This window comes from Rhizobium sp. Root708, assembly GCF_001429725.1.
Taxonomy (GTDB): Bacteria; Pseudomonadota; Alphaproteobacteria; order Rhizobiales; family Rhizobiaceae; genus Rhizobium.
Map to the genome: position 1 here is coordinate 195760 of NZ_LMHV01000001.1, position 26520 is coordinate 222279.

Below are 26520 nucleotides of genomic sequence, written 5' to 3' on the forward strand. Positions count from 1 at the left end.
TGGCGTGCTATCCGCATCTATATAGGGCGAAGACTGTTGGCAAAAACCATCATCGAATTGAAGGAAGCGGATCTGACGCTCGGCAATGCGGCAGCCTCGGTCCACGTTCTCAAGGGCATAGATCTTACGATATCAGCTGGCGAATCCGTCGGCATCGTTGGTCCGTCCGGCTCCGGGAAGTCGACCTTGCTGATGGTGCTGGCGGGCCTGGAAAAACTGGACAGCGGCGAAATCAACATCAGCGATACGCCCCTTCACACGCTTACAGAAGATCAGGTCGCAGACTTCCGAGGACGCAATATCGGCATCGTGTTCCAGTCGTTTCATCTGATCGCCAACATGACCGCGCTCGAAAATGTGGCCGTCCCGCTCGAGCTCGCCAATGTCGCCAACCCCTTCGAGATCGCGCGGCGCGAACTGAAATCCGTTGGCCTCGGTGATCGTCTGAACCACTACCCCGGTCAGCTTTCCGGCGGCGAACAACAACGCGTGGCGATCGCCCGCGCGCTCGCCCCTTCGCCCGCCTTGCTGATTGCGGACGAGCCAACCGGAAATCTCGACGCCGATACCGGCCGCCAGATCGCTGACCTTCTTTTCGCCAAGCAGGCGGAGCGGGGGATGACCCTGCTTCTCGTGACCCACGATCAGGCGCTTGCAAAGCGATGCTCTCGACAAATTCGCGTTCGGTCCGGCCAGATCGAGGGTGACAGCGCTGCCGTATCATCCGAAGCGGCCATCGCATGACGCTGGTTACCCCGCGAATTTCGCTCGCTTTTCGTCTGGCTCTGCGTGAGCTGAGAGGAGGCCTGAGGGGCTTCTACATTTTCCTGGCCTGCATCGCACTCGGCACGGGCGCGATTGCGGCGGTCAACTCGGTGTCCCAATCGATCACCGATACGATCGAGACGCGCGGCCAGGAAATTCTGGCTGGAGACGTTCGCTTCGAGCTCAACAATCGCGAGGCAACCGAACCGGAACTTGGCTTCCTGCAGGGACTGGGCAAGGTATCGGTCTCCACCGGTCTGCGTTCGATGGCCCGCAAGCCGGACGGATCGGACCAGGCGCTGGTCGAGGTAAAGGCCGTTGACGGCACCTATCCGCTCTACGGGAAATTCGAAGCAGAACCGAACTATCCCCTGCATACCCTCCTGGCCGACCAAAACGGAACCTATGGCGCGGTTGCGGCCCCCTTGCTGCTTGACCGTCTCGGTCTCCGGCTTGGAGACGAAATTCTTCTCGGCAACGTGATCCTGAACATCACGGGCACCGTGAAGACGGAGCCGGACGCGGTTTCGGAAGGTTTTGGCTTCGCACCACGCCTCATTGTCAGCCGCAAGGCGCTGCAGGCGTCCGGTCTCATCCAGACGGGAAGCCTTGTCGAGCATGCCTACAAGATCCGGCTCGAGAACCGGGGCGATGTGGCCGGTATCCGCGACCGGGCAGCCAAGGAGTTTCCCTCCGCCGGCTGGTCGATCCGCACCAGCGATCGCGCCGCACCGTCGCTGACGGAAAACATCGAGCGTTTCTCCCAGTTTCTCACCCTCGTCGGGCTGACGGCGCTGATCGTCGGCGGTGTCGGCGTGGCGAACGCAGTCCGCGCATTTCTTGACGCGAAGCGAACGACCATCGCGACCTTCAAATGCCTAGGCGCGCCTGCTGCCACGATCGTCCTGATCTATCTCTTCCAGATCGGCATCATCGCGCTTGGCGGCATTGCGATCGGCCTGGTGATCGGCGCGTTGGCGCCCATCATCGCCTCACAGTTCCTGGCGCAGTTCCTGCCCGTCTCGACCGCGCCGACCCTCTATCCGGTTGCGCTGGCGGTATCGGTTCTCTTCGGCGTCCTGACCACACTCGCATTCGCCATCATGCCGCTAGGCCATTCCCGCGAAATTCCAGCAACCGCACTCTTCCGCGAGCAGGGTTTCGAGGCGAAGGGGCTTCCCTCGTGGCCGTATGTGGTCCTGGCGGCAGCCTTCCTTGCCGCCTTGGCCGGCCTGGCAATCGCGACGGCCCACGACCGCTTGATCGCTCTCGTCTTCATCGGCGCCATTGCCTTCGCTTTCGTGGTGCTGCGAGCGGTCGCAGCCGGCATCGCATGGCTGGCAAAACGCAGTCCGCGGGTCAATTCGCCGGCGCTGCGGCTAGCGATCGGCAATATTCATCGGCCCGGCGCCCTGACGCCAGCCGTCGTGCTGTCGCTTGGCCTAGGCTTGGCACTGCTCGTGACCCTGACGCTGATCGACGGCAACATGCGTCAGCAGCTGACAGGCCGCATGGCCGCGGGAGCCCCGAATTTCTTCTTCGTCGACATCCAGGGCGCGGAAGTAAAGCAGTTCCGTGAACTGGTCGCGAAACAGGCGCCGGAGGGCAAGCTTGTCGAGGTGCCGATGCTGCGCGGCCGCATCCTTGCCTTCAACGGGCAGGACGTGGCAAAAATGAAAGTCCCACCGGCCGGACAATGGGTTCTTCGCGGTGATCGCGGCATTACCTACTCGGAGACCCTCCCGGAAAACGCATCGCTGACCGATGGAACGTGGTGGCCGAAGGACTACAGCGGCGAACCGCTCGTATCCTTCTCGGCGGAAGAGGCCAAGGAACTCGGGGTGAAGATCGGCGACAGTGTCACCGTCAATGTCCTCGGCCGCAACATCTCGGCCAAGATCGCCAACCTGCGCAAGGTCGAATGGGAATCGCTCTCGATCAATTTCGTCATGGTGTTCTCGCCGAACACCTTCCGGGGCGCACCGCATGCCTGGCTTGCAACCCTGACCGACCCGACCGCGACTGCGTCCGAGGAGGCTGCGATCCTCAAGTCGGTGACCAACACCTACCCAACGATTACCAGCGTCCGCGTCAAGGACGCGATCGATATCGTCAATACGCTGGTTGCGCAGCTGGCGACCGCTATCCGTGCCGCCGCCTCGGTGGCCCTGATCGCGTCCGTTCTCGTGCTGGCCGGTGCGCTGGCCGCCGGAAACCGGGCGCGAACCCATGACGCCGTGGTGCTGAAGACATTGGGCGCAACAAGAAAAATGCTTATCCGCGCATTCTGCTACGAATATCTGATCCTCGGTGCAGCAACCGCCATCTTCGCCCTGTTCGCAGGTGGCATCGCGGCCTGGTTCATCGTCGCCCGCATCATGCGGATACCGTCACACTTCCTCCCCGCCGTCGCCGGCAGCACGCTTGTCGTGGCTCTGGTGCTGACGGTTGGCATCGGCCTGATCGGAACGTGGCGAATTCTCGGGCAGAAAGCCGCACCCGTTTTGCGTGAACTTTGACGATGGTTCGCAGCCGGATTTCGCTTCACCTTACTGCGATTTAACCTGATCGGCGGTTGTAAGGCTCTTGTTTGCTGCAGGCGAAAGCCTCATATTGCTCAGTAGGCATGCTGGAGCTCCGCAGCGGCGCCCGGGTCGAGAACCCGACACCGTTTTCCAATCGGAGCTGTCAAGAGGAAACTATGGCTGACCTACGTAACTACCAAAGCCGCGCACAAACCGGCGAGATGATCGACCAGGGCCTGCGCGCCTACATGATCAAGGTTTACAACCTGATGGCGCTCGGTTTGGCGATCACCGGTTTGGCCGCCTACTTCGCCTTTACATTCGCCGTCTCCGACGGACAGCTGACCGCGTTTGGCGCAGCGCTCTACACGAGCCCGCTGAAGTGGGTCGTTATTTTCGCACCGCTGGCGATGGTCTTCTTCCTGAGCTTCAGGATCAATAGCATGAGCGTATCCGCTGCGCAGACGACCTTCTGGGTCTATGCCGCACTTGTCGGATTGTCGCTCTCCTCGGTGTTCATGATCTACACGGGCCAGAGCGTTGTACAGACGTTCTTCGTGACAGCGGCCTCGTTCGGTGCCCTGTCGCTCTACGGCTACACCACCAAGCGTGATCTGTCGGCGATGGGCTCGTTCCTGATGATGGGTCTTTTCGGCCTGATCATCGCGTCGGTCGTCAACATCTTCCTGGCCTCGTCGGCCGTGCAGTTTGCGATCTCGGTCATCGGCGTCCTGATTTTCTCGGGTCTGACCGCCTACGACACGCAGCGCATCAAGGACATGTACTACGAAGCCGACAGCGCGACCGTCGCTGGCCGCAAGGCGATCATGGGCGCGCTGACGCTCTACCTCGACTTCATCAACCTGTTCATGTTCCTTCTGCAGTTCATGGGCGACCGCAAGTAACGCGGGCTCACCAATACGGAAAGGCGGCTTCGGCCGCCTTTTTTGTTTGAACGGCAACCCCGAGAGTGCTTTGTGGACGCTCCGTCTTCTCAGCTCCGGTCCACCGAATGCCAATCCTCCTTCGCGACGCCTCTCCCTCCGATCTAGAATCCATCACCGCGATCTATCGGGAATCCGTCTTGAACGGCGTCGCAAGCTACGAGATCGCGCCGCCTGAAGTGACGGACATGGCTGCACGCTTCTCCGCCATCACCGGCCAGGGTTATCCGTATATCGCAGCCGTGGACGACGAGAATCGGTTGCTGGGCTATGCCTATGCATCGGCCTTCCGCACCAGACCAGCCTACCGGTGGATGGTGGAGGACTCGATCTATCTGGGGCCTGAGGCCCGAGGAAAAGGCATAGGGAGGCTGCTCTTGCATGAGTTGATCGAACGCTGCATCGCGCTCGGTTTCCGGCAGATGGCCGCTGTCATCGGAGGCGCTCACCCCGCGTCCATCGCGCTACATCGCAGCGCGGGCTTCGAAGAAACAGGCCGCCTGAAGGGAACCGGATACAAGCACGGCAAGTGGCTGGATACGATGATCATGCAGCGAGCGCTCGGCGACGGAAACTCGACCGACCCTGATCCGACGACCTACCCCGGAACGCTTTTCAACAGTTGACCGGCGTCACTTCTCGACAAGTTTCAGCGTCTTGTTGAAGACCTTGAGAACCTGCTGCAGTTCGTGTCCACGCTTGAGGATGACACCGCTCGTATTGATCACCGAGAACGCGCCCTGCTTAGCGGCGAGCTTCGGGTTTTTCTCGATGCGGAAGAGGGGCATTTCGCCAGAGCGTTTGAAAACGGAAAAGACAGCCCGGTCCTTCAGATGGTCGATGGCGTAGTCCCGCCATTCCCCCTCGCCGACCATCCGCCCGTAGATCCACAAGATCGCATCGAGTTCCCGGCGGTGAAACGTGACTGGAAGCGGATCCTGGCTCTGCCTGTAGTCCTTGAGATCCACGACGCTGGACGAACTGTTGTCGGCGGCTCGGATCTCCCCCGGCCGCAAATCCGGCTGATCTGTCATCAGTCTCCAAAGGCCTCTGTTCGTGACAGGTGAATGACAGTTTGCCTCAGCGTTTACAAATTGCAAGCGGGCGCTCGCGCACATTAAGCATACTCTGTGCAATCTCCCCCGCGCCGCAATTCAGTCAAAACAGCGCCTCATTTGCAATAGAAATTCGCTCCCAATCGAGCTGCGGGTTCGTCTGAGTCCGATGCAAGAAGATTTGCGCACCCCACTGGGTAGCAAATCGCGAGTTTGGCGCCAGCGCGCCAAAGGGCCCGGCTGACCGTATCGACCTTAACCCCAGCCCCGAATACGATCAGCCGGGCCACCCCGGTTTCCATCTGCAACGCAGATGAAACTATCAGATGTTCTTGCCCGCCATGATGACGGTTGCGCCCAGAATTGCTGAAGGCGTCCCATCCGCCGTCGATGTCTGAAGCAGAATCGCACAGCCCTCCAAATCGGGCTTCTGCAGGACGTTGGCAGGCAGCGTCAAGCTCGTTTCCTTGCCATCCCACATGCCGACCGTTTCGACATCGGAGACGCTGCGGAGATAGGCGATCTGTTGGCCGCCATTCTCGCCCTTCTCGACATTGATCGTCTTTTCGTGATCGAAATAGACCATCACCACATTAGCCTTGCCCGGACCACCGCCGATCTTGATCTCGAGCTCGTCTCCGTTGACGCGCGCCTTGATCGGAACCGTGAGCCCTTTGCCATCGCTGGCATACGAATCAATCTTGCCGGCAATGCCATTGAGATCGGCACCGGCGACATGGTCCCGGCCGTTGACGATCACCTGCGGCGTGTAGACGTTGCTGCGGCCCATGCTGCGCGCATAGCCATATTGACGCTCGGTGTTCTCCTTGGAGCTCAGCGTATCGGCCCAGCCAAGGTAGTTCCAGTAGTCGACATGGTATGCGAGAGCGATCACATCGCCCCGTTCAACGAGCTTGCGAAACGCGGCATCGGCGGGGGGACAGGAAGCGCAGCCTTGGGACGTGAAAAGCTCGACGACGCCCTTGGGAGCTTCCTGCGCAAAAAGCGGGCTCGCCATAGCGACCACTGCAACCAGCGAAATCATCAACCGCGCGCGCATTCAACTTTACCTTTTCTTCAGCGCCGACGGCCTCGCGAGGTCGGCTCCGACTATTGATCGTAGAGATAGTCGCTGCGGCCGGAAACGGAAAGTCACGAAGGGGTGAGACGCGGCTTCTCGGCTGACGAGCAAAACACATCGTCGTGACCTGCCGCGAAAGGCCCCTTTGAACAAACAAAAAACCGCCGGAAATCTCTTTCCGGCGGTCATTCTCATGGAAGTCCGTTAAAAATCAGGCAGCGAGGTCGCGGAGAACCGTCTGCAGGATACCGCCATTGTTGAGGTAGATGACCTCGTCGAGCGTATCGACGCGCGACAGCAGCGGAACGTCCTTCACGGTGCCGTCGCCATAGGTGATCCTGGCGATCTTTTTCTCGCGCGGCTTGATGTTCTCGAGCCCCTCGATGGTGACGATCTCGTCGCCCTTCAGCCCCAGCGTTGCCCAGGTCGTGCCTTCCTCGAAGACGAAGGGGATGACCCCCATGCCGACGAGGTTCGAGCGGTGGATGCGCTCGAAGGACTGCGCGATCACGGCCTTGACGCCCAAGAGGTTGGTGCCCTTCGCCGCCCAGTCGCGCGACGAGCCGTTGCCATACTCGACACCGGCGAAGATGACGAGCGGGACGCCCTCGGCCTTGTACTGCATGGCCGCGTCGTAGATCGATTCCTCTTCCTTCGACGGGTAGTGGATGGTGTAGCCACCCTCCTTGCCGTTCGGGCCGAGCATGTGGTTGCGGATGCGGATATTGGCGAAGGTGCCGCGCATCATCACCTCGTGATTGCCGCGACGCGTGCCGTACTGGTTGAAGTCGGCGACGCCGACATTGTGCTCCAGCAGGTAAGCGCCGGCCGGCGAGGCCGCCTTGATCGAACCGGCCGGAGAAATGTGGTCGGTGGTGATCTTGTCGCCGAAGAGACCGAGGACGCGGGCGCCCTTGATGTCGGAGACGCCGGAGCCGGTCTTGCCCATGCCGACGAAGTAGGGCGGGTTCTGCACATATGTCGAGTTGTCGTCCCAGGCATAAGTCTGGCCCGGAGGAACCTGCACGGCCTGCCAGTTGGCATCACCCTTGAAGACGTCGGCATACTTCGTCTCGTAGAGCTCGCGGGTGACGTATTTCTGGATGAAGGACTGCACTTCGTGCGAGGTCGGCCAGATATCCTTGAGAAAAACCGGATTGCCGTCCCGGTCCTCGCCGATCGGCTCGCTGGTCAGGTCCTTCTGCACCGTGCCGGCGAGCGCATAGGCAACGACGAGCGGCGGCGAGGCGAGATAGTTCGCCTGCACGTCGGGCGAGATACGGCCTTCGAAGTTGCGGTTACCGGACAGAACGCCGGAAACGATCAGCCCCTTGTCGTTGATCGTTTTCGAGATCGGCGCCGGCAGCGGCCCCGAATTGCCGATGCAGGTCGTGCATCCGAAACCGACGAGGTTGAAGCCGAGCGTGTCGAGATCCGCCTGCAGGCCGGATTTCGCCAGATATTCGGCGACCACCTGCGACCCAGGCGCCAGAGAGGTCTTCACCCACGGCTTGGTCTTCAGACCCTTCGCCACGGCATTGCGGGCCAGAAGGCCGGCGGCGATCAGCACCGACGGGTTGGACGTGTTGGTGCAGGAGGTGATGGCGGCAATCGCCACGTCACCATGGCCGAGATCGAAGTCGGTGCCTTCGACCGCATAGCGGTTAGCGAGCTGGCCGGGCTTCTTGTAATCGGCGTCCATCGAGCCGGCGAAACCGGACGCGATGTTTTCCAGCGGGATGCGGCCCTCGGGGCGCTTCGGGCCGGCCATGGCGGGCACGACGTCGCCGAGATCGAGCTCGAGCGTATCGGTGAAGACGAGATCCGAGCCATCGCCATCGCGCCACATGCCCTGCGCCTTCGAATAGGCCTCGACCAGCGCGATGCGGTCATGCGACCGGCCGGACATGGTGAGGTAGTTGATGGTTTCGCCATCGACGGGGAAGAAGCCGCAGGTGGCGCCGTATTCCGGGCCCATATTGCCGATCGTCGCGCGGTCTGCGAGCGGCATGTTGTCCATGCCGGGGCCGAAGAATTCGACGAACTTCGAGACCACGCCCTTCTTGCGCAGCATCTGCACGACCATCAGCACGAGGTCGGTCGCGGTGACGCCTTCCTTGAGCTTGCCCGTCAGCTTGAAGCCGATGACCTCAGGCAGAAGCATCGACACCGGCTGGCCAAGCATGGCCGCTTCCGCCTCGATACCGCCGACACCCCAGCCGAGAACGCCGAGACCATTGATCATCGTCGTGTGGCTGTCCGTGCCGACGCAGGTATCTGGATAAGCGATCGTCTCGCCATCCTCTTCCTTCGTCCACACGGTCTGGCCGAGATATTCGAGATTGACCTGGTGACAGATGCCGGTGCCCGGCGGCACGACGCGGAAATTCTGGAAGGCCTGCTGGCCCCACTTCAAGAAGCGATAACGCTCGCCGTTGCGCTGGTATTCCAGCTCGACGTTCCTGGAGAATGCCTGCGGCGTACCGAATTCGTCGACGATGACGGAGTGGTCGATGACGAGATCGACAGGCACCAGCGGGTTGATCTTCTCCGGATCGCCGCCGAGCGACACCATCGCGTCGCGCATCGCGGCAAGATCGACGACGGCGGGAACGCCGGTGAAGTCCTGCATCAGAACGCGCGCCGGGCGATAGGCGATTTCGTTTTCGACCGTGCCCTTGTTATCAAGCCATTCGGCGACGCCAAGGATGTGCTCCTTGGTCACGGACTGGCCGTCCTCGAAGCGCAGCAGGTTCTCAAGCAGAACCTTCATCGAATAGGGAAGCTTGGAAACGCCGGGCAGGCCATTTGCCTCGGCCTTCGGCAGGCTGAAATAGACATAGTCCTTACCATCGACGGTAAGGACGGAACGACAGTTGAAGCTATCAAGTGATTTAGACACGAGAGACCCCGTTTCTGATCGCGAACACAATTGTGCGGACGCCTATGCACTAAAGGCACATCAGGATGCGGGTACGGCCATTTCCGCGGTCCGCACATGAAGTCAGACCTCATGTTCGGCGCTAGGATGAAATTCACGCCGACCGCTGGCGTGGTTAGGGACATATAGATAGTTTCAGGGAAAGGTGCCAGAGAGTGCGTGGCCCATTTCGGATTTTTTTGCATTGCGATGACTCAAAAATTAAACCTCTCAAACGTCTTCTCTCTCGAGGCAACCAATCTGTCCGCCCTCCGCGGGGAAGACCTGATTTTCGCGGGTGTATCCTTCCGCCTGACGTCAGGCGAAGCACTGGTTTTGACGGGCAAGAACGGCTCCGGAAAGTCGACTTTGCTGCGTGTCGTCGCCGGCCTTCTACAGCAAGAAAGGGGCTCGGTGAGTTTCACGGACTCACACGGCAGCGTTCATCCGCGCGTCGGTGAAATCAGCCATTACCTCGGACACCGCAATGCAATGAAAAGCGAGCTGACGGTCGCCGAGAACCTCGACTTCTGGCGCCGCTTTCTCGGAGACACGTACGATACGCCCGCGCTTTCCATCGACGACGCCGCCGAGGCCGTAGGACTTGGCGGGATCACCCACCTCCCCTTCGGCTATCTCTCGGCCGGCCAGCAAAGGCGCTTTGCCTTCGCCAAGCTGCTTGTCGCCTATCGACCGGTGTGGATCCTCGACGAGCCGACAGCAGCGCTGGACACAAGTGGCGACCGCCTCTTTGCCAACCTGATAGAGGCCCATCGCCAAAAGGGCGGGATCGTGCTTGCAGCGACCCATCAGCCACTCGGCCTGGAAGACGCGCAGGAATTACGGATGGCTGGATTTGCTCACTCCGGACCGGGAGTTTGGGCATGACCGCACTGCTGTTGCGCGACCTGAGGCTCTCCATCCGCGCCGGCGGCGGCGCGCTGGTTGGCGTCCTCTTCTTCCTGACCGTCGTTGCGGTCATCCCCTTTGGTGTAGGACCCGATCTCGCATTGCTCTCCCGCATCGGCCCGGCGATCGTCTGGATCGGCGCGTTGCTGGCGGCACTTCTCGGCCTCGACCGCCTGTTTCAGGCCGAACGCGACGATGGCTCGCTTGACCTCATGCTGATGCAGGAAACGCCGCTGGTCCTGACGGTGCTGGTGAAGTGCCTGGCGCACTGGATCGCCACCAGCCTGCCGCTCGTCATCGCCTCGCCGCTGCTCGGTCTTTTCATGAACATGAGCGAGAGGGCGATCGGCACGACGGTGCTGACACTGCTTGTCGGCTCGCCGGCGATTACCTTCATCGGCGCCGTCGGGGCAGCCGTTGCCGTCGCCCTGCCGCGCGGTGGCTTGCTGGTCTCCATCCTGGTGCTGCCACTGGCCATCCCGGTGCTGATCTTCGGCGTCAGCGCCACCTACGCGGCCGTTGAGGGCCCCTCTCCCTTTCTGCCGCCGTTTCTGATCCTTATCGCGCTGACACTGTTCTTTGCCGTCATCGGCCCGGCCGCGGCGGCACTGGCACTGCGCAACACGTCGGATTGATGGAGCGCTCGATTGCGGCATAAGGCATATCGGGGTAAGGAAACGGCATGAGCGAAACGAGCCTTGCCATCACGAAATTCAGCGATCTCGCCAACCCGACGCGGTTTCTGGCGCTGGCCGCACGCATCCTTCCCTGGATGGCCGCCTTCACCGCCCTCTGTTTCATAGTGGGGCTGTATCTCAGCTTCACGACCGAAGGCGACTACCAGCAGGGCGAGACGGTTCGCATCATGTATATCCACGTCCCAGCGGCCTGGCTGTCGATGATGGGCTATACGATCATGAGCCTCTCAGCGATCGGCACGCTCGTCTGGCGCCATCCTCTGGCCGACGTCTCGGCCAAGGCTGCAGCCCCGCTCGGCGCCGCCTTCACGCTGATTGCCCTCGTCACCGGCTCGCTCTGGGGCAAGCCGATGTGGGGTACCTGGTGGGTTTGGGACGCCCGGCTGACGTCGGTCTTCATCCTGTTCCTGATGTACCTCGGGCTTATCGCGCTCAACCGCGCAATCGACGAGCCATCCAAGGCCGCACGCGTCAGCGCCGTGCTGATCCTCGTCGGCTTCGTCAATATCCCGATCATCAAGTTCTCGGTCGACTGGTGGAACACATTGCATCAGTCCGCCAGCGTCATACGTCTCGATGGCCCGGCTATCGATCCGGAATTCCTGCGGCCGCTGCTGGTGATGGCGGTGGCTTTCACGGCACTCTTTTTCACGCTGCACATCATGGCGATGCGCAACGAAATCTGGCGTCGCCGCGTCGCGGCGCAGCGCCGCATGGCAGCGCGCCTCGCGAGCCGCGAGGCATAACCCATGACACACGCTTTCTATGTTTACGGCTCCTACGGCTTTGCTGCGCTTGTGACAGTAGCGGTTACGATCTGGACCTGGGCCGACGGCCGCGCCCGCCGCAGGGAGCTCTCAGCCCTTGAGGCTTCCGGAATCCGCCGCCGCTCGGCGCGCGCAAAGGATGGCGAATGAGCACCAGCCCTGAAACGAAGGCCGCCAAACAAGGATTTGGACGCTATGCCGTCGCCTTGATCCCGCTGGTCGTCTTTGCCGGCATTGCGGCCACCGCCGCCAAGATGCTTTACGATCAGGACGTCCACGGCAAGGATATCTCGGAAATCCCTTCGGCATTGCTCGGCACGAAGGCACCCGCGCTGAACCTGCCGCGGCTCGAGGGCTCTAACCTGCCGGCACTGACCGACAGCGCCATCAAGGGCAAGCTCACGCTCGTCAACGTCTTCGCCTCCTGGTGCATCCCCTGCCGCGAAGAACATCCGATCCTGACGGAACTGGCGAAGGATAGCCGCCTCAAAGTGGTTGCCATCAACTACAAGGACAAGAACGACAACGCCGTTCGCTTCCTCGGCGAACTCGGCAATCCTTTTTCCGCGATCGGCGTCGACCCCAAGGGGCAGGCGGCGATCGATTGGGGTGTCTACGGCATCCCGGAAAGCTATCTCGTCGCGCCTGACGGCACGATCCTTTACAAGCGTGTCGGCCCGTTCGACGACATCAGCCTGAAGGAAGGCCTGTTGCCCGCCATGGCAAAGGCGCTGAGCAAGCCCGCTTCTTGATCAGATCGCGCTTTGCCAGGTCTTGACCGCCTCGACGGGCCAGACCAGCATCAAGACGTTGAGCGTCAGGTTGTCGCGGATCAGGTAGCCAGTCAGAAGCTCGAAGAAGATCGCTATCGCCACCGTCAAAGCCACCGGCGCGCGCGAGGCAACGATGAAGCCGACAACCATGAACACCGTGTCCATCGCTGAATTGATGATGCTGTCGCCGTAATAGTCGAGCGAGATCGTCGCCGTGCGGTAGCGATCGATGATGATCGGTGAATTCTCCAGCAACTCCCAGCCGGATTCGATGACCACTGCCAACAGCAGGCGTGCGGCAAACGGTTTTCCACGCAGGACGAGATGCGCCACGCCGTAGAAGATGAACCCGTGGATGATATGCGACGGCGTGTACCAGTCCGAAAGGTGCTGTGAATTGCCGCTGGAGTTGACGACGCCTTCCCACAGCTTGACATAGCCGCAGGTGCAGATCGGCGTGCGGCCCATGAGATACTCGGAGACCACCTGCGCCAGCAGAACCAGCAGACAGGCTGCGAACCAGAATGTCTGATGGCGAACCTTCGTCTGCGTTTCTGCGACTGTCACTTTTCGGCCTCTCCCGCTGGCGTTACCGTGTGCTTCATGATGAGCGGCATCTGCGCCATTGTGAAGATGATGGTGATCGGCATCGTTCCCCAAACCTTGAAGGCAACCCAGAAGTCATCGGAGAAATTGCGCCAGATGACCTCGTTCAGCACGGCGAGGAAGAGGAAGAAGATGCCCCAACGAACCGTCAGCTTGCGCCATCCCTCGGCGTCGAGCTGGAAGGCCGCATTGAAGACGTAGCCGAGCAACGACTTGCCGAAAGCCAGCCCGCCGAGCAGCGAAACGCCGAAGAGCGCGTTGACGATGGTCGGCTTCATCTTGATGAAGGTCTCGTTCTGCAGGTAGATCGACAGCGATCCGAAGATGACGACCACGATCCCCGACACGAAGGGCATGATCGGCAAATGCCCGAGCATGACCTTCGATACAACAAGCGAGGTTACCGTCGCGGCCATGAAGAGAGCCGTTGCCACGAACAGCGGGCCGCCAAGCTCCAGGAGAACAGGAAACCGCTCGACAAGCCATGCGCCGCGCAGGTTGGCGAAGAAGAAGATCAGCAGCGGGCCAAGCTCCAGCGCCAGCTTCAGCATCGGGTGATGCCTGTCGGCCGCGCTTGGGGTGATTTCGCTCTCTGTCGTCATTCTATCTCAAATCCGTTGTGGCCACACGAGACGCTTGCCCGTGTTTGTCGGCATATCTGTGGCATTATTGGCCAAGCCCGGCAATGGCGTGCGCGAAATCCTCGGCTTCGAAAGGCTCGAGATCATCAACACCCTCGCCGACGCCGATGAAATAGACCGGCAGCTTGTGCTTGGCGGAGATCGCCACGAGGATGCCGCCGCGCGCCGTGCCGTCGAGCTTCGTCATGATCAGCCCGTTGACGCCGGCAACGTTGCGGAAGATTTCGACCTGCGACAGGGCATTCTGGCCAGTCGTCGCGTCGAGTGTCTGAAGGACTGTATGCGGTGCGTCTGGATCGAGCTTGCCGAGAACACGAACGATCTTCTCGAGCTCTGCCATCAGCTCCGCCTTGTTCTGCAGGCGGCCGGCGGTATCGATGATCAACACATCGCACTTCTTCGCCTTGGCCTGCTCGAAGGCGTCGTAAGCAAGACCGGCAGCATCCGCGCCGAGCTTGGTACCGATGAACTCCGATTTGGTGCGATCGGCCCAGATCTTCAGCTGCTCGATCGCAGCGGCGCGGAAGGTATCGCCAGCAGCCACCATCACCTTGAGGCCGGCGCCCGAGAGCTTCGACGCCAGCTTGCCGATCGTCGTCGTCTTGCCTGTTCCGTTGACGCCGACGACAAGGATCACGTGCGGCTTGTGGCTGAGATCGAGCTGCAGCGGCTTGGCGACCGGCTTCAACACCTTGGCAATTTCGTTTGCCATGATGCGGCTGACGTCTTCGCCGGTCACGTCCTTGCCGTAGCGCTCGGAGGCCAGCGTATCGGTGACGCGCATCGCCGTCTCGACGCCGAGATCCGCCTGGATCAGCAGATCCTCGAGATCCTGCAGCGTCTCGTCGTCGAGCTTGCGCTTGGTAAAGAGGGCGGCGATCTGGCCGGTGAGCTGCGACGAGGTGCGGGCAAGGCCGGCACGCAACCGCTGAAACCAGGAAAGTTTGGGCGCAGGCACCAAAGGCACGGCCTCTGAAACCGCGGGACCGGTGGCAAATCCCTTCGGCAGAGCGGGAGCGGTGGACGCATCACCGGAAACGGCGTCATCTTCCACCGGAACGGATATCTCGGGCTCAGCGGGAGTCGTATCGCCCACGATCGGTTGCGGTTCCGCGTCCGCTTCAAGCTCGGTAACCGGTGCCTCTTCGACCTCGGCAGCGGATACCGGCTGCGCAAGGCCTTCCTCTTCCGCCTGTTCACCGATCTCCGGCTGCACAGAAGCCGCAACAGGAACAGTCTCTTCGGGCGCGCTTTCGGTGGGCGTTTCGACGTCGGCTTCGGCCTCGAGCAGCGAAAGCGGCACAATGCCGATGTCGCTCGCCTGTACCTCCGGCGGCAAGACCTCGGAAACGTCTTCCTCGACGGGGACCAGCGCTTCCGCTTGCTCGGCAATCTCCTCGATCGGAGCGTCCTCGCCTATGTCGTCGGCCGGCCCACCGGCCGTATCCATCTCTTCCGCGAGGACCGGGTCGGCCGCAACAGGAAGGTTTTCCTCGCGGGAACGGGGCTCCAGTTCGGCTTCGAGCGCTTTCGTCTCAACCGCCTCCGGCGCCTGCTCTTCCTCAGGCTTCGGGCCGAAGGTGAAGACCTTTTTGATGAAATTGAACGCCATGAGGATTCCGTAAACTCAGGCCGCGTCGGCGGCCGTCAATTGCATGTCGAGGTGTTTGCCGTTGTGCCCGGTGATGGCAGCCTGCACGAAGCTTCGGGGCGCCAGTCCCGCCGCTGCGACAAGCGTGAAGTTTTCCGTATGCGCCAAACCGTTGTTTTCCACCAGCAGCCATTGCTGCGTTCCGACCATTCCGTCGAGATGGGACTGATGCAGGCGATGTCCAGTAGCGCGAAGCCGCGCTGCCCGCTCCTTGACCAGCGCGCGATCGAGCTGCGGCATCCGCGCGGCGGGCGTCCCCTGCCGTGGGCTATACGGGAACACGTGAAGATGGGCGATACCGGCCTCTTCCGCCAGCCGCGCGGCATTGGCGAACATCTCTTCGCTCTCGGTCGGGAACCCGGCGATCATATCGGCCCCGAAGCTCATCTCCGGCCGCAGATGGCGCACGTCGTTGACGAAGGCCAAGGCGTCCGCGCTCGAATGGCGACGCTTCATCCGCTTCAGGATCATGTCGTCGCCATGCTGCAGCGAAAGGTGGAGATGCGGCATGAACCGCGCTTCCTCGGCGATCAGGTCCAGCAGGTGCTTGTCCGCCTCGATGCTGTCGATCGATGAAAGCCGCAAGCGGCGAATATCAGGCACCTGCTTCAGAAGCGTCTTCGCAAGCAGCCCGAGCGTCGGTTCGCCGGGCAGGTCGGCGCCGTAGCTGGTGGCATCGACCCCGGTCAGAACGATTTCCCGATACCCGCTTTCGACGAGCTTACGCGCCTGATCGACAACCGCCCCCATTGGCACGGAACGCGAATTGCCGCGACCATAGGGGATGATGCAGAAGGTGCAGCGATGGTCGCAGCCGTTCTGGACCTGGATGAAAGCGCGCACGTGACCATCGATGTGCTTGACCATCTGCGGCGCGGTCTGGCGCACGCTCATGATGTCGTTGACGCGCAACTTCTCTTCGGCCGAAACGCCAAAATCCGGCAGGGCGCGATAGGAGGCGCTCTTCAGTTTCTCTTCGTTGCCAAGGACGGCATCGACCTCTGCCATCTCGGCGAAGGTTTCCTTCTCCGTCTGGGCAGCGCAGCCGGTGACGATGATGCGGGCATGCGGGTTGTCACGCCGCGCACGACGGATCGCCTGGCGAGCCTGACGGACAGCCTCGCCGGTGACGGCGCAGGTATTGACGAGGATGGCATTGTTGAGCCCGGCCTTTTCGGCCTCCGCCCGCATCACTTCGGATTCGTAGGTATTGAGACGACAGCCGAAGGTGATGACTTCGACGCCGCTCACCGCGCTTCCGCTCCAGGCGCCGCATCGCGCGACCACGAACCCGTGGCCGGATCGAGCGTGCCGGACCATTCCCATTCAGCGGGGCCGGTCATGATGACGTGGCCATCGCTTTCGCGCCATTCAATGTTGAGTATGCCCTGATTTGGGCTGCTTGCGACCTTCACCGCGACGTCGCGTCCGGTTCGTCCGGTGCGAACAGCGGAAACAGCCGTCGCACAGGCGGCAGAACCGCAGGCAAGCGTGAGCCCCGCGCCCCGTTCCCAGGTTCGCGTCGTGATCGAACTCGGAGAGGTCACCTGCGCCAGCGTGATATTGGCGCGCTCGGGGAACATCGGATGGTTTTCAAGCAGCGGTCCAAAACGGCCGAGATCGAACGACATCGGATCGCGGTCGATCCAGAAGATCGCATGCGGATTGCCCATCGACGCGACGGAGGGCGAATGCAGCACCGGATTGTCGATCGGTCCGATCTGCAGCTCGATGCGGCTGGTATCATGGAATTCTTCGACAAGCGGAATCTTGTCCCACTCGAAGACCGGCTTGCCCATGTCGACCGAGATCGTCCCATCCTCGTGCTCGACGGCATTGAGGATACCCGCCACCGTCTGGAAGGTGAAAACCTTCTTGCCGGTTTCCGACGCAAGCGCCTGCACGACGCATCGCGTGCCATTGCCGCAGGCCTGCGCCTTCGAGCCGTCGGAATTGACGATATCGATCCAGGCATCGGTACCCGCTGCCTTCGGATCGTGGATCGCCATAATCTGGTCGAACTGCGTGTCCGGGGCGGCATTCAAAGCGATGGCTGCGGCCGGCGTCACCCTGTCGGCGCGGCCACGCATGTCAACGACCAGGATCTTGTTCCCAAGCCCGTTCATCTTCGCGAATTCGACCGTTGCGCTCATAGTGTCATGTCCGTCTCTGTTTGGGCTGTATATGGCGGAAATGCCGAGGAATTACCAGTGGCTTGACGGACCGGGACGCAGCGACACATTCATGGGAAGCCGTACCGACTTCATATTTAAGAATGACCGCATGTATCTAGCGCTTTTCGCCGCTTCGAGGCATTCTTGCTCTCGGATGCGTGCTTTTGGCAGGGAGGATCGCCGATGCGCTGCTTCACGGTACTTGGGCCCTCGCAGACGGGAAAAACGACACTCGTCGCAAAGCTGGCCTCGCTCGAGGGAACGCCCAGAAAGTCAGCCTCTCCATATGGATCAAGCCTGACGGAATTCGATTTCAAGGACGAAGCATGGTGTGCAATCGACACCCCCGGAGCGAACGAGGCGCTGGCCCTCGCCCAGGATGCCCTGCTCGCCAGCGATGCCTGTATCCTCTGCATTTCACCGACACCTGACGATGCCGTACTCGCCGCGCCCTATCTGCGCGCCATCGAGGCCTCGGGCACACCTTGCCTGATCTTCATCAACAGGATGGACGAACCGCGCGGGCGATTGCGCGACGTCATTGCCGCCCTCCAGACCTACTCCAACCATCCCCTCGTGCTGCGACAGGTCCCGATCCGCGAGGGCGATACGATCGTCGGCAGCTGCGACCTGATTTCCGAGCGCGCCTGGCGCTACCGTGAGGGCCAACCCTCGGCGCTGATCGAACTTCCCAAGGATACTCTCGAGCGCGAACACGAAGCGCGAGCAGAGATGCTCGAGCAGCTTTCCGAATTCGATGACTGGCTGCTTGAGGAGCTGATCGAAGATCGCGAACCGGCTAGCGACACGATCTTCGCGATCTCCTCGCGTATTCTGAAGGAGAACCGGGTTATCCCGGTGCTGTTCGGCACCGCCTCGCACAGCAATGGCATCATGCGTCTGATGAAAGCTCTTCGCCACGAAGCGCCACCGGCGACAGCACTGCGGGCAAGGCTTGCCGCAGGTTCCGGCGCGGCCGAGGCGGGACTTTCCGCCGTGACGTTCCATGCCTACCACAAGGCCAATGTCGGCAAGACGATTTTGATGCGGGCGCTTGTCGATGGCCTGAAGCAGGGCGGTTCGCTCGGCGGCGCCACGCTTGGTCCATTGCAGGAGGCTGGCAGCGGCAAGCCGATGACCGGCGCGGTCAAGGCGGGCGACGTCTTCGTCGCATTGAAATCTGACCACTTGCCGGCACCTGCCCTGCTAACGCAGCAAGGTAGCGTCGAACCACCCGACTGGACGACGCCACCGACGCCGATGCTGGAAAGAATTCTCGTTCCCGGCAACGAGCGCGACGAGACGAAATTGTCTGCGACCCTGGCAAAACTCGTAGAAACCGATCGCGGTCTGAAAGTGATGCAGGAGGAAGGCACTGGCGCTGCCCTGATCTGCGCTCAGGGCCCGGTCCATCTCCGCGATCTCCGAAAGACACTCTCCGAGGTCTTCCGGGTCGAAGTCTCGGATCGTGCGCCGAACCCGATCTATCGCGAGACCATCTCGAAGACGTCGGACGTGCATTACCGCCACCGAAAGCAGACGGGTGGTGCGGGGCAATTCGCGGACGTGCAGCTCAGCGTGCGGCCGAACGAGCGCGGCCAGGGTTTCACCTTTAGCGAACACGTCAAGGGAGGCACCGTGCCGCGAAACTACATACCGGCGGTCGAGGCCGGCGCGCGCGAAGCCATGGAGAAGGGACCTCTTGGTTTCCAGGTGGTCGACGTCGACGTGACATTGACCGACGGCCAGTACCACTCGGTCGACAGTTCCGATTTCGCCTTCCGTGCTGCCGGCAAGATGGGCGTCAAACAGGCGCTGTCACAGGCATCCGCCGTGCTCATGCAGCCTGTCGTACGGGTCGACATCCATATTCCCTCGGTCTACTCCGGAGGCATGGTGACGCTCGTTTCCTCGCTCAAGGGACAGGTCCTCGGCTTCGACCGGGACGAACATGCCAAGGGCTGGGACATATTCCGAGCGCTGGTGCCGGGCGGTATCCTGGAAGAGCTGGCACGATCGCTGAAATCCGCAACACAGGGCATCGGCCACTTCTCAAAGACCTTCGATCATTTCGAGGAGCTTTACGGCAAGGAAGCGGACACCATCGTCAATACGCACGGCTCGGGAGCTCAGCCACACTGATCATGTCCGCGGCACATCGAAGACCTCGCCTGCCCTTAGCGGCCGGAACCGCGCAGCCAAGATGTCGTGATCGGCCATTGCCTTATTCAGTGCCTTGACCGGGGCATCGATCGCCTCGTCCGTCAACTGGAACGTAGCGAAGTGGTGCCCGGCGACATAGGCGGCATTCGCGAGTTGCATGCCGCGCACCGCCTCGTCGGGGTTCTGGTGCTGGCCCTTCATGAACCAGCGCGGCTCATAGGCGCCGAACGGCAGAATGGCGAGGCGAAAGCCATCATGCTTTTGCTGGGCAGCCTTGTAATTGACGCCGCCGTGAAAGCCGGTATCGCCGACGTGATAGATTTTACCGGCGGGTGTCGCCAAGACGAACGCTGCCCAAAGCGCCATGCGACGATCCCCGGTGCCGCGCGCCGACCAGTGGTGCACCGGCTCCGCGTAGATATCGATGCCCGCAAGCGAGATGCGCTCGCCCCAGTCCATCGCCGTCACCTGCATCGTGGGCGCGGCGCGGCGAATGATCGTATCGTTGCCAAGCGGTGTAACGACATGCGGGCGATGTTTGGCCTGCAGACGGCGAAGCGTCGCGACGTCAAGGTGATCGTAATGGTTATGCGAAACGAGCACGAGATCGATCGGCGGCAGGTCCTCGAACGCGATGCCGGGCGCAACGACGCGTTTCGGTCCGGCGAAGGCGAAGGGGCTGGCTCGATCGGACCAGACGGGATCCGTCAGGATGTTCAACCCCGCAACCTGCACCAGCATGGTCGCATGGCCGACCATCGTTACCCTGATATCCTCGCCATCCACGCGCAGATCCGGTTTGGCTGGCTGGAATTGGCTCGGAACCGACTTCGGCCAGCGATCGCGACCGCCGCCGAACTGCCATCGCATCAGATCTCTGAAGCCGAGTGGCTCGATACCATCAGGATTGAAGAAATGCGCGCCGTCGAAGTGATCGGAGACCGGACCCTGATAGTAGGGATTGCGTCGTTTGGCCGTGGGCATGCAAGAGCGTTTCCGTTGAAGGGAAAGCTGATCTGGGATCGAGTGTGTGCTTTTGAAAGGCCGAAGCGCCGTCTTTTCTCGGCTTTGCCTTGACTCGCGGCCCTTTTTCCTGTTTACCGCCGCTCAATCTGCGACGAGCTTCAAGACTCGAGCCACCGACCGGGACCCGCAAAGGTATAAATCGATCCCGGAGGTCCACACCCGACAGCGCGATGCGCCCTCGGGTGGTTTTTGGCTATGCGTCTTGTTTTCGTCAATGAAAAGCACAAGGTTTCCGTCTTCAGGAAATCACAAGGAAGAGCCGATGTTTGAGAACCTCCAGGACCGTCTTGGATCCATTCTGAATGGACTGACAGGCCGTGGCGCGCTTTCGGAAGCCGATGTTTCCGCAGCGCTGCGCGAGGTTCGCCGTGCACTTCTGGAGGCCGACGTCGCGCTTGACGTGGTGCGCGGCTTTACCGACCGCGTTCGTGAAAAGGCCGTCGGTGCCGAGATCCTGAAGTCGATCAAGCCGGGCCAGATGGTCGTCAAGATCGTCCATGACGAACTGATCGAGATGCTCGGCGGCGAAGGCGTGGGCGTCGACCTGCATGCGGCCGCCCCCGTCGTCATCATGATGGTCGGCCTGCAGGGCTCGGGCAAGACGACGACGTCTGCGAAGATCGCCAAGCGGCTGACCGACCGCGAGAAGAAGAAGGTCCTGATGGCGTCGCTCGATACGCGACGCCCGGCAGCACAGGAGCAGCTGCGCCAGCTTGGCGTGCAGACCAATGTCGACACGCTGCCCGTGATTGCCGGCCAGTCGCCGACCGATATCGCCGCGCGCGCCGTGCAGGCAGCCAAGCTCGGCGGCCATGACGTCGTCATTCTCGACACCGCCGGCCGTACGCATATCGACGAGCCCTTGATGGTCGAAATGGCCGACATCAAGAAGAAGTCGAACCCGCATGAAATCCTGCTGGTCGCGGATAGCTTGACCGGTCAGGATGCCGTCAACCTGGCGCGCAACTTCGACGAACGCGTCGGCATCACCGGCCTCGTGCTGACCCGCATGGACGGCGACGGCCGTGGCGGTGCGGCGCTTTCGATGCGTGCCGTCACCGGCAAGCCGATCAAGCTCATCGGTGTCGGCGAGCGCATGGGCGAACTCGAAGAGTTCCACCCGCGCCGTATCGCCGACCGCATTCTCGGCATGGGCGACATCGTTTCGCTGGTCGAGCGCGCCGCCGAAAACATCGACGCCGAAAAGGCGGCCGCCATGGCCGCCAAGATGGCCAAGGGCAAGTTCGACCTCAACGACCTCGCCGATCAGCTGCGACAGATGCAGAAAATGGGCGGCATGGGCGGTATCATGAGCATGATGCCCGGCATGGCGGGCATGAAGGACAAGATGGCCGCGACCGGCATGAACGACAAGACGTTCGGTCGGATGATTGCCATCATCGGTTCGATGACCAAGGCCGAGCGCACCAACCCTGATATGCTCAAGCATTCGCGCAAGAAGCGCATCGCCGCCGGTTCCGGTACCGATGCCTCCGACATCAACAAGCTTCTGAAGATGCACCGCCAGATGGCGGACATGATGAAGATGATGGGCGGCAAGGGTAAGGGCGGCATGATGAAGCAGATGATGGGCGGCCTTGCCGGCAAGATGGGCCTTGGTGGCCTCGGCGGCGGCATGGGCGGCATGCCCGATCTCTCCAATATCGATCCGAAGCAACTCGAAGCGCTCCAGAAGCAGGCGGAAGCCGCCGGCCTCGGCAAGCCGGGCGGCGGGCTGCCCGGTCTCGGCGCCGGTGGATTGCCAGGCCTAGGCGGCGCCAAGCTGCCGGGTCTTGGCGGTGGTTTCCCGGGCCTTCCCGGCCTGCCAAAGAAGAAGTGAAGGGGTCGCGTAGAAGATGATTGATCCTGAAATCAAAGCCCAGCTTTCGAACTATCGCCAGTCGATCGACAACATCGACGCGGCGCTGGTCCATATCCTGGCCGAACGGTTTCGCTGCACCAAAGAGGTCGGCGTTCTCAAGGCCAAGTACAAGTTGCCGCCGGCAGACCCGGCGCGCGAGGAATACCAGATAGAACGCCTCCGCCATCTGGCGAAGGATGCCAATCTGGATCCGGATTTCGCCGAGAAGTTCCTGAACTTCGTCATCAAGGAAGTCATCCGGCATCATGAGCAGATCGCCGCGGACCACGCCGAAAACGGCGCCGCAGCAAAATGAACCATACCGCCCGATCAGGCGGTCCAGAAAAGTCCAAGGAGTAAAGAAAATGGCACTGAAAATTCGTCTCGCACGCGGTGGTTCCAAGAAGCGCCCGTACTACCACATCGTTCTCGCCGACGCCCGTTCGCCGCGCGATGGCCGCTTCCTCGAGAACCTCGGTTCCTGGAACCCGATGCTCGCCAAGGACAACGATGCTCGCATCAAGCTCGACGCTGACCGCATCAAGCATTGGCTCGACCAGGGCGCACAGCCGACCGACCGCGTTCTGCGCTTCCTGAACGAAGCCGGTCTCGCAAAGCGCGATGCCAAGAACAACCCGGAAAAGGCTAAGCCCGGCAAGCGCGCTCAGGAGCGTGCGGCTGAAAAGGCTCAGAAGGCCGCCGACGCTGCTGAAGCTGCTGCTTCCGCGGAATAATCGGGATTTTTCCCTCATCGAACGGGCGGCATGGCGACATGCCGCCCGTTTTCGTTTCCATTCCTGTCCACTTCGGTTATGAGAAGCCAAACCTCCGGCTTCACACTAGGGACGCCATGACAAAGCTTGAAAATCCCGTTCTGATGGCAACGATCGGTGGCGCCCAGGGCCTTCGCGGCGAAGTGCGCGCCAAGGCCTATACAGCCGATCCGACCGCGCTCGGTGACTACGGCAAGCTGCACAGCACGGATGGGCGCACCTTCGAAGTCCTCGATATCCGGGAAATGAAGAATATTGTCGTCGTCCGCTTCCGTGGCATCAACGACCGCGATGCTGCCGAAGCGCTGAACGGACTGGAACTCTACATCGATCGCGACAACCTGCCGGACGAGGAGCTGGAGGAAGACGAGTTCTTCTACGCCGATCTCGAGGGCCTGGAAGCGTTCGACGACCAGGGCGTCAGCTACGGCACCGTGACCGGCGTTTTCGATTTCGGCGCGGGCGATCTTCTTGAACTCAAGGGTCCGGGCAAGCGCCCCGTGTTGATCCCCTTCTCCGAGGCATCGGTTCTCGACATCGACCTCGAAGGCGGCAGGATCACCATCGACCCCTTGGCTGCCGGGCTCGTCGACAGCGAGGATGACAGCGCGAAATTCACGCCAGACACGCCGAAAAAGAAGAAGTGAGCGACGCGATGGCATTCCGGGCAACGGTGCTGACGCTTTACCCGGAAATGTTCCCGGGCCACCTCGGCTATTCCCTTGCCGGCAAGGCGATGGAACGCGGCCAGTGGGCGCTTGAGCCCGTGCAGATCCGTGATTTCGCCACCGACAAGCATAGGACGGTCGACGATACGCCCGCCGGGGGGGGCGCCGGTATGGTGCTGAAACCCGACGTTCTTGCCCGCGCCATTGATACCGTTTCGGAAAACGACAGCCGCCCTCGCCTGCTGATGAGCCCGCGCGGCAAGCCGCTGACGCAGAAGCGCGTGCGCGAACTGGCATCTGGCGAAGGCGTCATCATCGTCTGCGGCCGCTTCGAGGGTGTCGATCAGCGCGTCATCGATGCGCGCGAGCTGGAAGAGGTCTCGATCGGCGATTACGTGCTCTCGGGCGGCGAACCGGCGGCTCTGACGGTGCTGGACGCGATCGTGCGCATCCTGCCCGGCGTCATGGGCAATGATCTTTCCGGACTGCACGAAAGCTTCGAGGGCGGACTGCTGGAGCATCCGCACTATACCCGCCCGCAGGAGTGGGAAGGCCGCGAGATTCCTGCCATCCTCACCTCAGGCAATCATGGCGCCATCGACAAATGGCGCCACGAGCAGGCGGTGAAACTGACCCGCGAACGCCGCCCGGATCTGATTGACGTGTAGGAGACTTCCTCCCGTCGATGGAGTGGGCACGTTCCCGCGCGATCGATCGAAAAGACGTGGCTAACATCCCCTAAGCGTCATCACTTCCGTTGCCTGGGCATGCCGCGGTGTTGTGCCCAGCTGAGAAAAGCCGCCGTCTTGGCGACGGCGGCGAAGAAAAAATGCCCGGCCGAAGCCGGGTATCTCCTTATCTGGACGCAGCCCCAACGGCCGAACCACGTGCGCTCATGCGCAACACGTAATAAACGGCACCGCCGATACCGACACCGAAGAACCAGCCATAGGTTCCCCACCATTCCGGCAGGATCGATGTGAAGGTTGGCAGGATCGACGAGAACAGCGCGCCGATGATCAAGGCGATGAAGGCATTGCCGTGCCAGCCGTTCTGGAAGCGGAACTCGCCATTCTCCTGATAGAGGTCTGCGACGTTCAGCTCGCCTTTCCGGATCAGATAGTAGTCAACCATCATGATCCCGAAGATCGGGCCCATCGTCGAACCGATGAAGTTCACGAAGTGCGCCGCACCCGTTTCCCATGGGGCAAACGGATAGAGCACCAACGCGATCAGGGCTGCGATATAACCGCCCCGCTTGAAGCTGATCTGCCGGGGGAAGACATTCGAGAAGTCGAAGGCCGGCGAAACGAAGTTTGCCACCACGTTGATGCCGAGCGTTGCGACGGCGAAAGTTAAGGCGGCAAGCAACGCCAGGAACCAGCTATCGAATTTCGCCGAGATCGCTTCCGGGTGCAGCAGCACTTCGCCGTAGACGGTGAATGCAGCGGTAGTCGTCACGCCTGCGACGAGGCAGAACGCGAGCAGGTTGATCGGCAGGCCCCAGAGATTGCCGGTGCGCAGCGTTTTCGTGTCCTTGGCGTAGCGCGAGAAATCGCAGAAGTTCAGATAGAGAGCCGCGAAGTAAGTGATCCAGGTCGCCGCGACCGCCGCAAGGGCCGGGAACGAGCCCGGCTCGTACGAAATGCCCGCGTCCTTGGTCTTTTCGATCAGGACGTCGCGCGGAATCTCGCTGCCGAACGAGAAGGTACCGGCCTTGACGACGAGATAGACCGCCAGAACCAGCATCATGATCCAGACGGCGGGGCCGGCCAAATCCTGGAACTTGCGGACCGTTTCCATGCCGCGCTGAATGATCAGAAGCTGCAGCGCCCAGATGATGACGTAGCAGATCACCTCGAGCGTGGAATGGCCAAGCATGTGGCTGTTCTGGTGGAAGGCGAGAATGCTGTCGTTACGGATAAGAAGCGCCACGATGGCGCCGGATGCCGCCGCGGTCTGCGCGCCATACCAGAAGCAGGCGACAACGGCGCGCACGAGAGCTGGAGCATTGGCGCCGAACGTGCCGAACGAGGCACGGGCGAGAACCGGGAACGGCACGCCCGTCTTCACGCCGGCATTACCGACGAGGCTCATGAGGACGAAGATCACCAGCGAACCGATGCCGATCGCGATCACGAAGTTGATGAAACTACCGCATAGCAGGAAAAGGCTAGCGGCCAGATAGTAACCCCACAGGCTGTGAACATCCGATGTCCACACATTGAAGATGCTGAAGGCGCCCCACTTCCTCTCCTCAGCGGGCGCCAAGTCCTCGTTATACAACGAGGGCGACGGATTGCTTATTGTCATTCATTCCCCTCCAGAACTCCCACGGATCAGAATTTGACCCGAAAACGAATCTGCTCCTGTGTTGTGCATTTGACAAATATTTAATCAAATGAGTCACAGGCTTGATGCCTTATGCGGCCCTGGAAAGCCCGGTTTAAAGGGCAGGTGGGTTAAATTTCCCGGCCCAAAGGGGTGACAAAGCCCGCGCGATACGGTATGCGCACGCCG

At 61.4% G+C, this 26520-nt stretch carries 25 protein-coding genes; 15 read left to right on the top strand and 10 right to left on the bottom strand.

Features of this window, described 5'->3' with window-relative positions:
• Window positions 1-36 precede the first annotated feature (36 nt).
• From ASE04_RS00970 to ASE04_RS00985, 4 genes are all read left to right on the top strand, one after another.
• Window positions 37-744 carry an ABC transporter ATP-binding protein gene (locus ASE04_RS00970; protein WP_056810521.1) on the top strand — a complete coding sequence of 236 codons (708 nt, stop codon included), beginning with the start codon at window positions 37-39 and terminating at the stop codon, window positions 742-744.
• The gene (locus tag ASE04_RS00975) at window positions 741-3284 is read left to right on the top strand and encodes an ABC transporter permease (protein WP_056810524.1); all 2544 of its coding nucleotides are present in this window, start codon (window positions 741-743) and stop codon (window positions 3282-3284) included. Before ASE04_RS00970 ends, ASE04_RS00975 begins: the two co-directional genes overlap by 4 nt.
• Window positions 3285-3466: 182 nt before the next feature.
• A complete protein-coding gene (locus ASE04_RS00980; RefSeq protein ID WP_056810529.1) occupies window positions 3467-4195 on the top strand; it encodes a Bax inhibitor-1/YccA family protein in 729 nt (242 codons plus the stop codon).
• A 107-nt stretch (window positions 4196-4302) separates the two neighbouring features.
• A complete protein-coding gene (locus ASE04_RS00985) occupies window positions 4303-4860 on the top strand; it encodes a GNAT family N-acetyltransferase (protein WP_056810532.1) in 558 nt (185 codons plus the stop codon).
• Between the two features lie 6 nt (window positions 4861-4866).
• On the opposite strand, the gene ASE04_RS00990 is transcribed toward ASE04_RS00985, so the two are convergent.
• From ASE04_RS00990 to acnA, 3 genes are all read right to left on the bottom strand, one after another.
• A complete protein-coding gene (locus tag ASE04_RS00990; RefSeq protein WP_056810535.1) occupies window positions 4867-5268 on the bottom strand; it encodes a DUF2794 domain-containing protein in 402 nt (133 codons plus the stop codon).
• 343 nt (window positions 5269-5611) lie between these two features.
• Window positions 5612-6349 carry a DUF1223 domain-containing protein gene (locus ASE04_RS00995; RefSeq protein ID WP_056810537.1) on the bottom strand — a complete coding sequence of 246 codons (738 nt, stop codon included), beginning with the start codon at window positions 6347-6349 and terminating at the stop codon, window positions 5612-5614.
• A 232-nt stretch (window positions 6350-6581) separates the two neighbouring features.
• A complete protein-coding gene (gene acnA / locus ASE04_RS01000; RefSeq protein ID WP_056810540.1) occupies window positions 6582-9272 on the bottom strand; it encodes an aconitate hydratase AcnA in 2691 nt (896 codons plus the stop codon).
• A 228-nt stretch (window positions 9273-9500) separates the two neighbouring features.
• Here acnA and ccmA point away from each other — a divergent pair, with 228 nt between their 5' ends.
• Genes ccmA through ASE04_RS01025 form a run of 5 tightly spaced genes read left to right on the top strand, consistent with a single transcriptional unit; the run spans window position 9501 to window position 12416 of the window.
• The gene (ccmA, locus tag ASE04_RS01005; RefSeq protein ID WP_056811281.1) at window positions 9501-10178 is read left to right on the top strand and encodes a heme ABC exporter ATP-binding protein CcmA; all 678 of its coding nucleotides are present in this window, start codon (window positions 9501-9503) and stop codon (window positions 10176-10178) included.
• Window positions 10175-10834 carry a heme exporter protein CcmB gene (ccmB, locus tag ASE04_RS01010; RefSeq protein ID WP_056810543.1) on the top strand — a complete coding sequence of 220 codons (660 nt, stop codon included), beginning with the start codon at window positions 10175-10177 and terminating at the stop codon, window positions 10832-10834. The genes ccmA and ccmB overlap by 4 nt, the downstream gene beginning before the upstream one ends.
• A 47-nt stretch (window positions 10835-10881) precedes the next feature.
• Entirely contained in the window at window positions 10882-11643 is a 762-nt protein-coding gene (locus ASE04_RS01015) for a heme ABC transporter permease (RefSeq protein ID WP_056810546.1), read from the top strand.
• A gap of 3 nt (window positions 11644-11646) precedes the next feature.
• On the top strand, window positions 11647-11814 hold the full coding sequence (ccmD, locus tag ASE04_RS01020; protein ID WP_056810547.1) for a heme exporter protein CcmD: 168 nt from the start codon (window positions 11647-11649) through the stop codon (window positions 11812-11814).
• The gene (locus ASE04_RS01025) at window positions 11811-12416 is read left to right on the top strand and encodes a DsbE family thiol:disulfide interchange protein (RefSeq protein ID WP_056810550.1); all 606 of its coding nucleotides are present in this window, start codon (window positions 11811-11813) and stop codon (window positions 12414-12416) included. Before ccmD ends, ASE04_RS01025 begins: the two co-directional genes overlap by 4 nt.
• On the opposite strand, the gene ASE04_RS01030 is transcribed toward ASE04_RS01025, so the two are convergent.
• The 5 genes from ASE04_RS01030 to dapF form a co-directional block, all read right to left on the bottom strand.
• Window positions 12417-13004, bottom strand: a complete 588-nt coding sequence (locus ASE04_RS01030) for a DUF2585 domain-containing protein (RefSeq protein WP_056810553.1) — start codon at window positions 13002-13004, stop codon at window positions 12417-12419.
• A complete protein-coding gene (locus ASE04_RS01035) occupies window positions 13001-13645 on the bottom strand; it encodes a septation protein A (protein ID WP_056810555.1) in 645 nt (214 codons plus the stop codon). The genes ASE04_RS01030 and ASE04_RS01035 overlap by 4 nt, the downstream gene beginning before the upstream one ends.
• Before the next feature lie 64 nt (window positions 13646-13709).
• Window positions 13710-15296 carry a signal recognition particle-docking protein FtsY gene (ftsY, locus tag ASE04_RS01040; protein ID WP_056810558.1) on the bottom strand — a complete coding sequence of 529 codons (1587 nt, stop codon included), beginning with the start codon at window positions 15294-15296 and terminating at the stop codon, window positions 13710-13712.
• A gap of 15 nt (window positions 15297-15311) precedes the next feature.
• Window positions 15312-16586, bottom strand: a complete 1275-nt coding sequence (mtaB, locus tag ASE04_RS01045) for a tRNA (N(6)-L-threonylcarbamoyladenosine(37)-C(2))-methylthiotransferase MtaB (protein ID WP_056810560.1) — start codon at window positions 16584-16586, stop codon at window positions 15312-15314.
• Window positions 16583-17488, bottom strand: coding sequence for a diaminopimelate epimerase (gene dapF / locus ASE04_RS01050; protein ID WP_056810567.1), 906 nt, complete (start codon window positions 17486-17488; stop codon window positions 16583-16585). Before dapF ends, mtaB begins: the two co-directional genes overlap by 4 nt.
• A gap of 204 nt (window positions 17489-17692) precedes the next feature.
• Here dapF and ASE04_RS01055 point away from each other — a divergent pair, with 204 nt between their 5' ends.
• Entirely contained in the window at window positions 17693-19651 is a 1959-nt protein-coding gene (locus ASE04_RS01055) for an elongation factor G (RefSeq protein ID WP_056810573.1), read from the top strand.
• Here ASE04_RS01055 and ASE04_RS01060 read toward each other — a convergent pair whose 3' ends face one another.
• Complete coding sequence (locus tag ASE04_RS01060; RefSeq protein WP_056810575.1) at window positions 19652-20656, bottom strand: MBL fold metallo-hydrolase; 1005 nt, start codon at window positions 20654-20656, stop codon at window positions 19652-19654. It abuts the gene before it with no gap.
• 304 nt (window positions 20657-20960) lie between these two features.
• On the opposite strand from ASE04_RS01060, the gene ffh reads away from it, so the two are divergent.
• From ffh to trmD, 5 genes are all read left to right on the top strand, one after another.
• On the top strand, window positions 20961-22538 hold the full coding sequence (gene ffh / locus ASE04_RS01065; RefSeq protein ID WP_056810578.1) for a signal recognition particle protein: 1578 nt from the start codon (window positions 20961-20963) through the stop codon (window positions 22536-22538).
• A gap of 16 nt (window positions 22539-22554) precedes the next feature.
• Window positions 22555-22875: a chorismate mutase gene (locus ASE04_RS01070; RefSeq protein ID WP_056810580.1), complete on the top strand. Its 321-nt coding sequence runs from the start codon at window positions 22555-22557 to the stop codon at window positions 22873-22875.
• Between the two features lie 49 nt (window positions 22876-22924).
• A complete protein-coding gene (gene rpsP / locus ASE04_RS01075; RefSeq protein WP_056810583.1) occupies window positions 22925-23293 on the top strand; it encodes a 30S ribosomal protein S16 in 369 nt (122 codons plus the stop codon).
• A gap of 116 nt (window positions 23294-23409) precedes the next feature.
• Window positions 23410-23979 (top strand): ribosome maturation factor RimM, encoded by a 570-nt coding sequence (gene rimM / locus ASE04_RS01080; RefSeq protein ID WP_056810585.1) that lies wholly within the window; start codon window positions 23410-23412, stop codon window positions 23977-23979.
• A gap of 8 nt (window positions 23980-23987) precedes the next feature.
• Window positions 23988-24668: a tRNA (guanosine(37)-N1)-methyltransferase TrmD gene (gene trmD, locus ASE04_RS01085; RefSeq protein ID WP_056811284.1), complete on the top strand. Its 681-nt coding sequence runs from the start codon at window positions 23988-23990 to the stop codon at window positions 24666-24668.
• 187 nt (window positions 24669-24855) lie between these two features.
• Here the strand turns inward: trmD and ASE04_RS01090 are convergent, their stop codons facing one another.
• Window positions 24856-26313: an NCS1 family nucleobase:cation symporter-1 gene (locus ASE04_RS01090; RefSeq protein ID WP_056810587.1), complete on the bottom strand. Its 1458-nt coding sequence runs from the start codon at window positions 26311-26313 to the stop codon at window positions 24856-24858.
• Window positions 26314-26520: the final 207 nt, after the last annotated feature.

What these genes read in the sequence shown, in the direction of transcription:
- rimM (WP_056810585.1), top strand. Translation starts at nt 23,410, where the DNA reads ATGACAAAGCTTGAAAATCCCGTTCTGATGGCAACGATCGGTGGCGCC.
- ccmA (WP_056811281.1), top strand. Translation starts at nt 9,501, where the DNA reads ATGACTCAAAAATTAAACCTCTCAAACGTCTTCTCTCTCGAGGCAACC.
- ASE04_RS00975 (WP_056810524.1), top strand. Translation starts at nt 741, where the DNA reads ATGACGCTGGTTACCCCGCGAATTTCGCTCGCTTTTCGTCTGGCTCTG.
- ASE04_RS01060 (WP_056810575.1), bottom strand. Translation starts at nt 20,656, where the DNA reads ATGCCCACGGCCAAACGACGCAATCCCTACTATCAGGGTCCGGTCTCC.
- ccmD (WP_056810547.1), top strand. Translation starts at nt 11,647, where the DNA reads ATGACACACGCTTTCTATGTTTACGGCTCCTACGGCTTTGCTGCGCTT.
- ftsY (WP_056810558.1), bottom strand. Translation starts at nt 15,296, where the DNA reads ATGGCGTTCAATTTCATCAAAAAGGTCTTCACCTTCGGCCCGAAGCCT.
- ASE04_RS01055 (WP_056810573.1), top strand. Translation starts at nt 17,693, where the DNA reads ATGCGCTGCTTCACGGTACTTGGGCCCTCGCAGACGGGAAAAACGACA.
- ASE04_RS00985 (WP_056810532.1), top strand. Translation starts at nt 4,303, where the DNA reads ATGCCAATCCTCCTTCGCGACGCCTCTCCCTCCGATCTAGAATCCATC.
- ASE04_RS00980 (WP_056810529.1), top strand. Translation starts at nt 3,467, where the DNA reads ATGGCTGACCTACGTAACTACCAAAGCCGCGCACAAACCGGCGAGATG.
- trmD (WP_056811284.1), top strand. Translation starts at nt 23,988, where the DNA reads ATGGCATTCCGGGCAACGGTGCTGACGCTTTACCCGGAAATGTTCCCG.
- ASE04_RS00990 (WP_056810535.1), bottom strand. Translation starts at nt 5,268, where the DNA reads ATGACAGATCAGCCGGATTTGCGGCCGGGGGAGATCCGAGCCGCCGAC.
- rpsP (WP_056810583.1), top strand. Translation starts at nt 22,925, where the DNA reads ATGGCACTGAAAATTCGTCTCGCACGCGGTGGTTCCAAGAAGCGCCCG.
- ASE04_RS01025 (WP_056810550.1), top strand. Translation starts at nt 11,811, where the DNA reads ATGAGCACCAGCCCTGAAACGAAGGCCGCCAAACAAGGATTTGGACGC.
- ASE04_RS01090 (WP_056810587.1), bottom strand. Translation starts at nt 26,313, where the DNA reads ATGACAATAAGCAATCCGTCGCCCTCGTTGTATAACGAGGACTTGGCG.
- ASE04_RS01070 (WP_056810580.1), top strand. Translation starts at nt 22,555, where the DNA reads ATGATTGATCCTGAAATCAAAGCCCAGCTTTCGAACTATCGCCAGTCG.
- ffh (WP_056810578.1), top strand. Translation starts at nt 20,961, where the DNA reads ATGTTTGAGAACCTCCAGGACCGTCTTGGATCCATTCTGAATGGACTG.
- ASE04_RS00995 (WP_056810537.1), bottom strand. Translation starts at nt 6,349, where the DNA reads ATGCGCGCGCGGTTGATGATTTCGCTGGTTGCAGTGGTCGCTATGGCG.
- ASE04_RS01035 (WP_056810555.1), bottom strand. Translation starts at nt 13,645, where the DNA reads ATGACGACAGAGAGCGAAATCACCCCAAGCGCGGCCGACAGGCATCAC.
- dapF (WP_056810567.1), bottom strand. Translation starts at nt 17,488, where the DNA reads ATGAGCGCAACGGTCGAATTCGCGAAGATGAACGGGCTTGGGAACAAG.
- ASE04_RS01015 (WP_056810546.1), top strand. Translation starts at nt 10,882, where the DNA reads ATGAGCGAAACGAGCCTTGCCATCACGAAATTCAGCGATCTCGCCAAC.
- ccmB (WP_056810543.1), top strand. Translation starts at nt 10,175, where the DNA reads ATGACCGCACTGCTGTTGCGCGACCTGAGGCTCTCCATCCGCGCCGGC.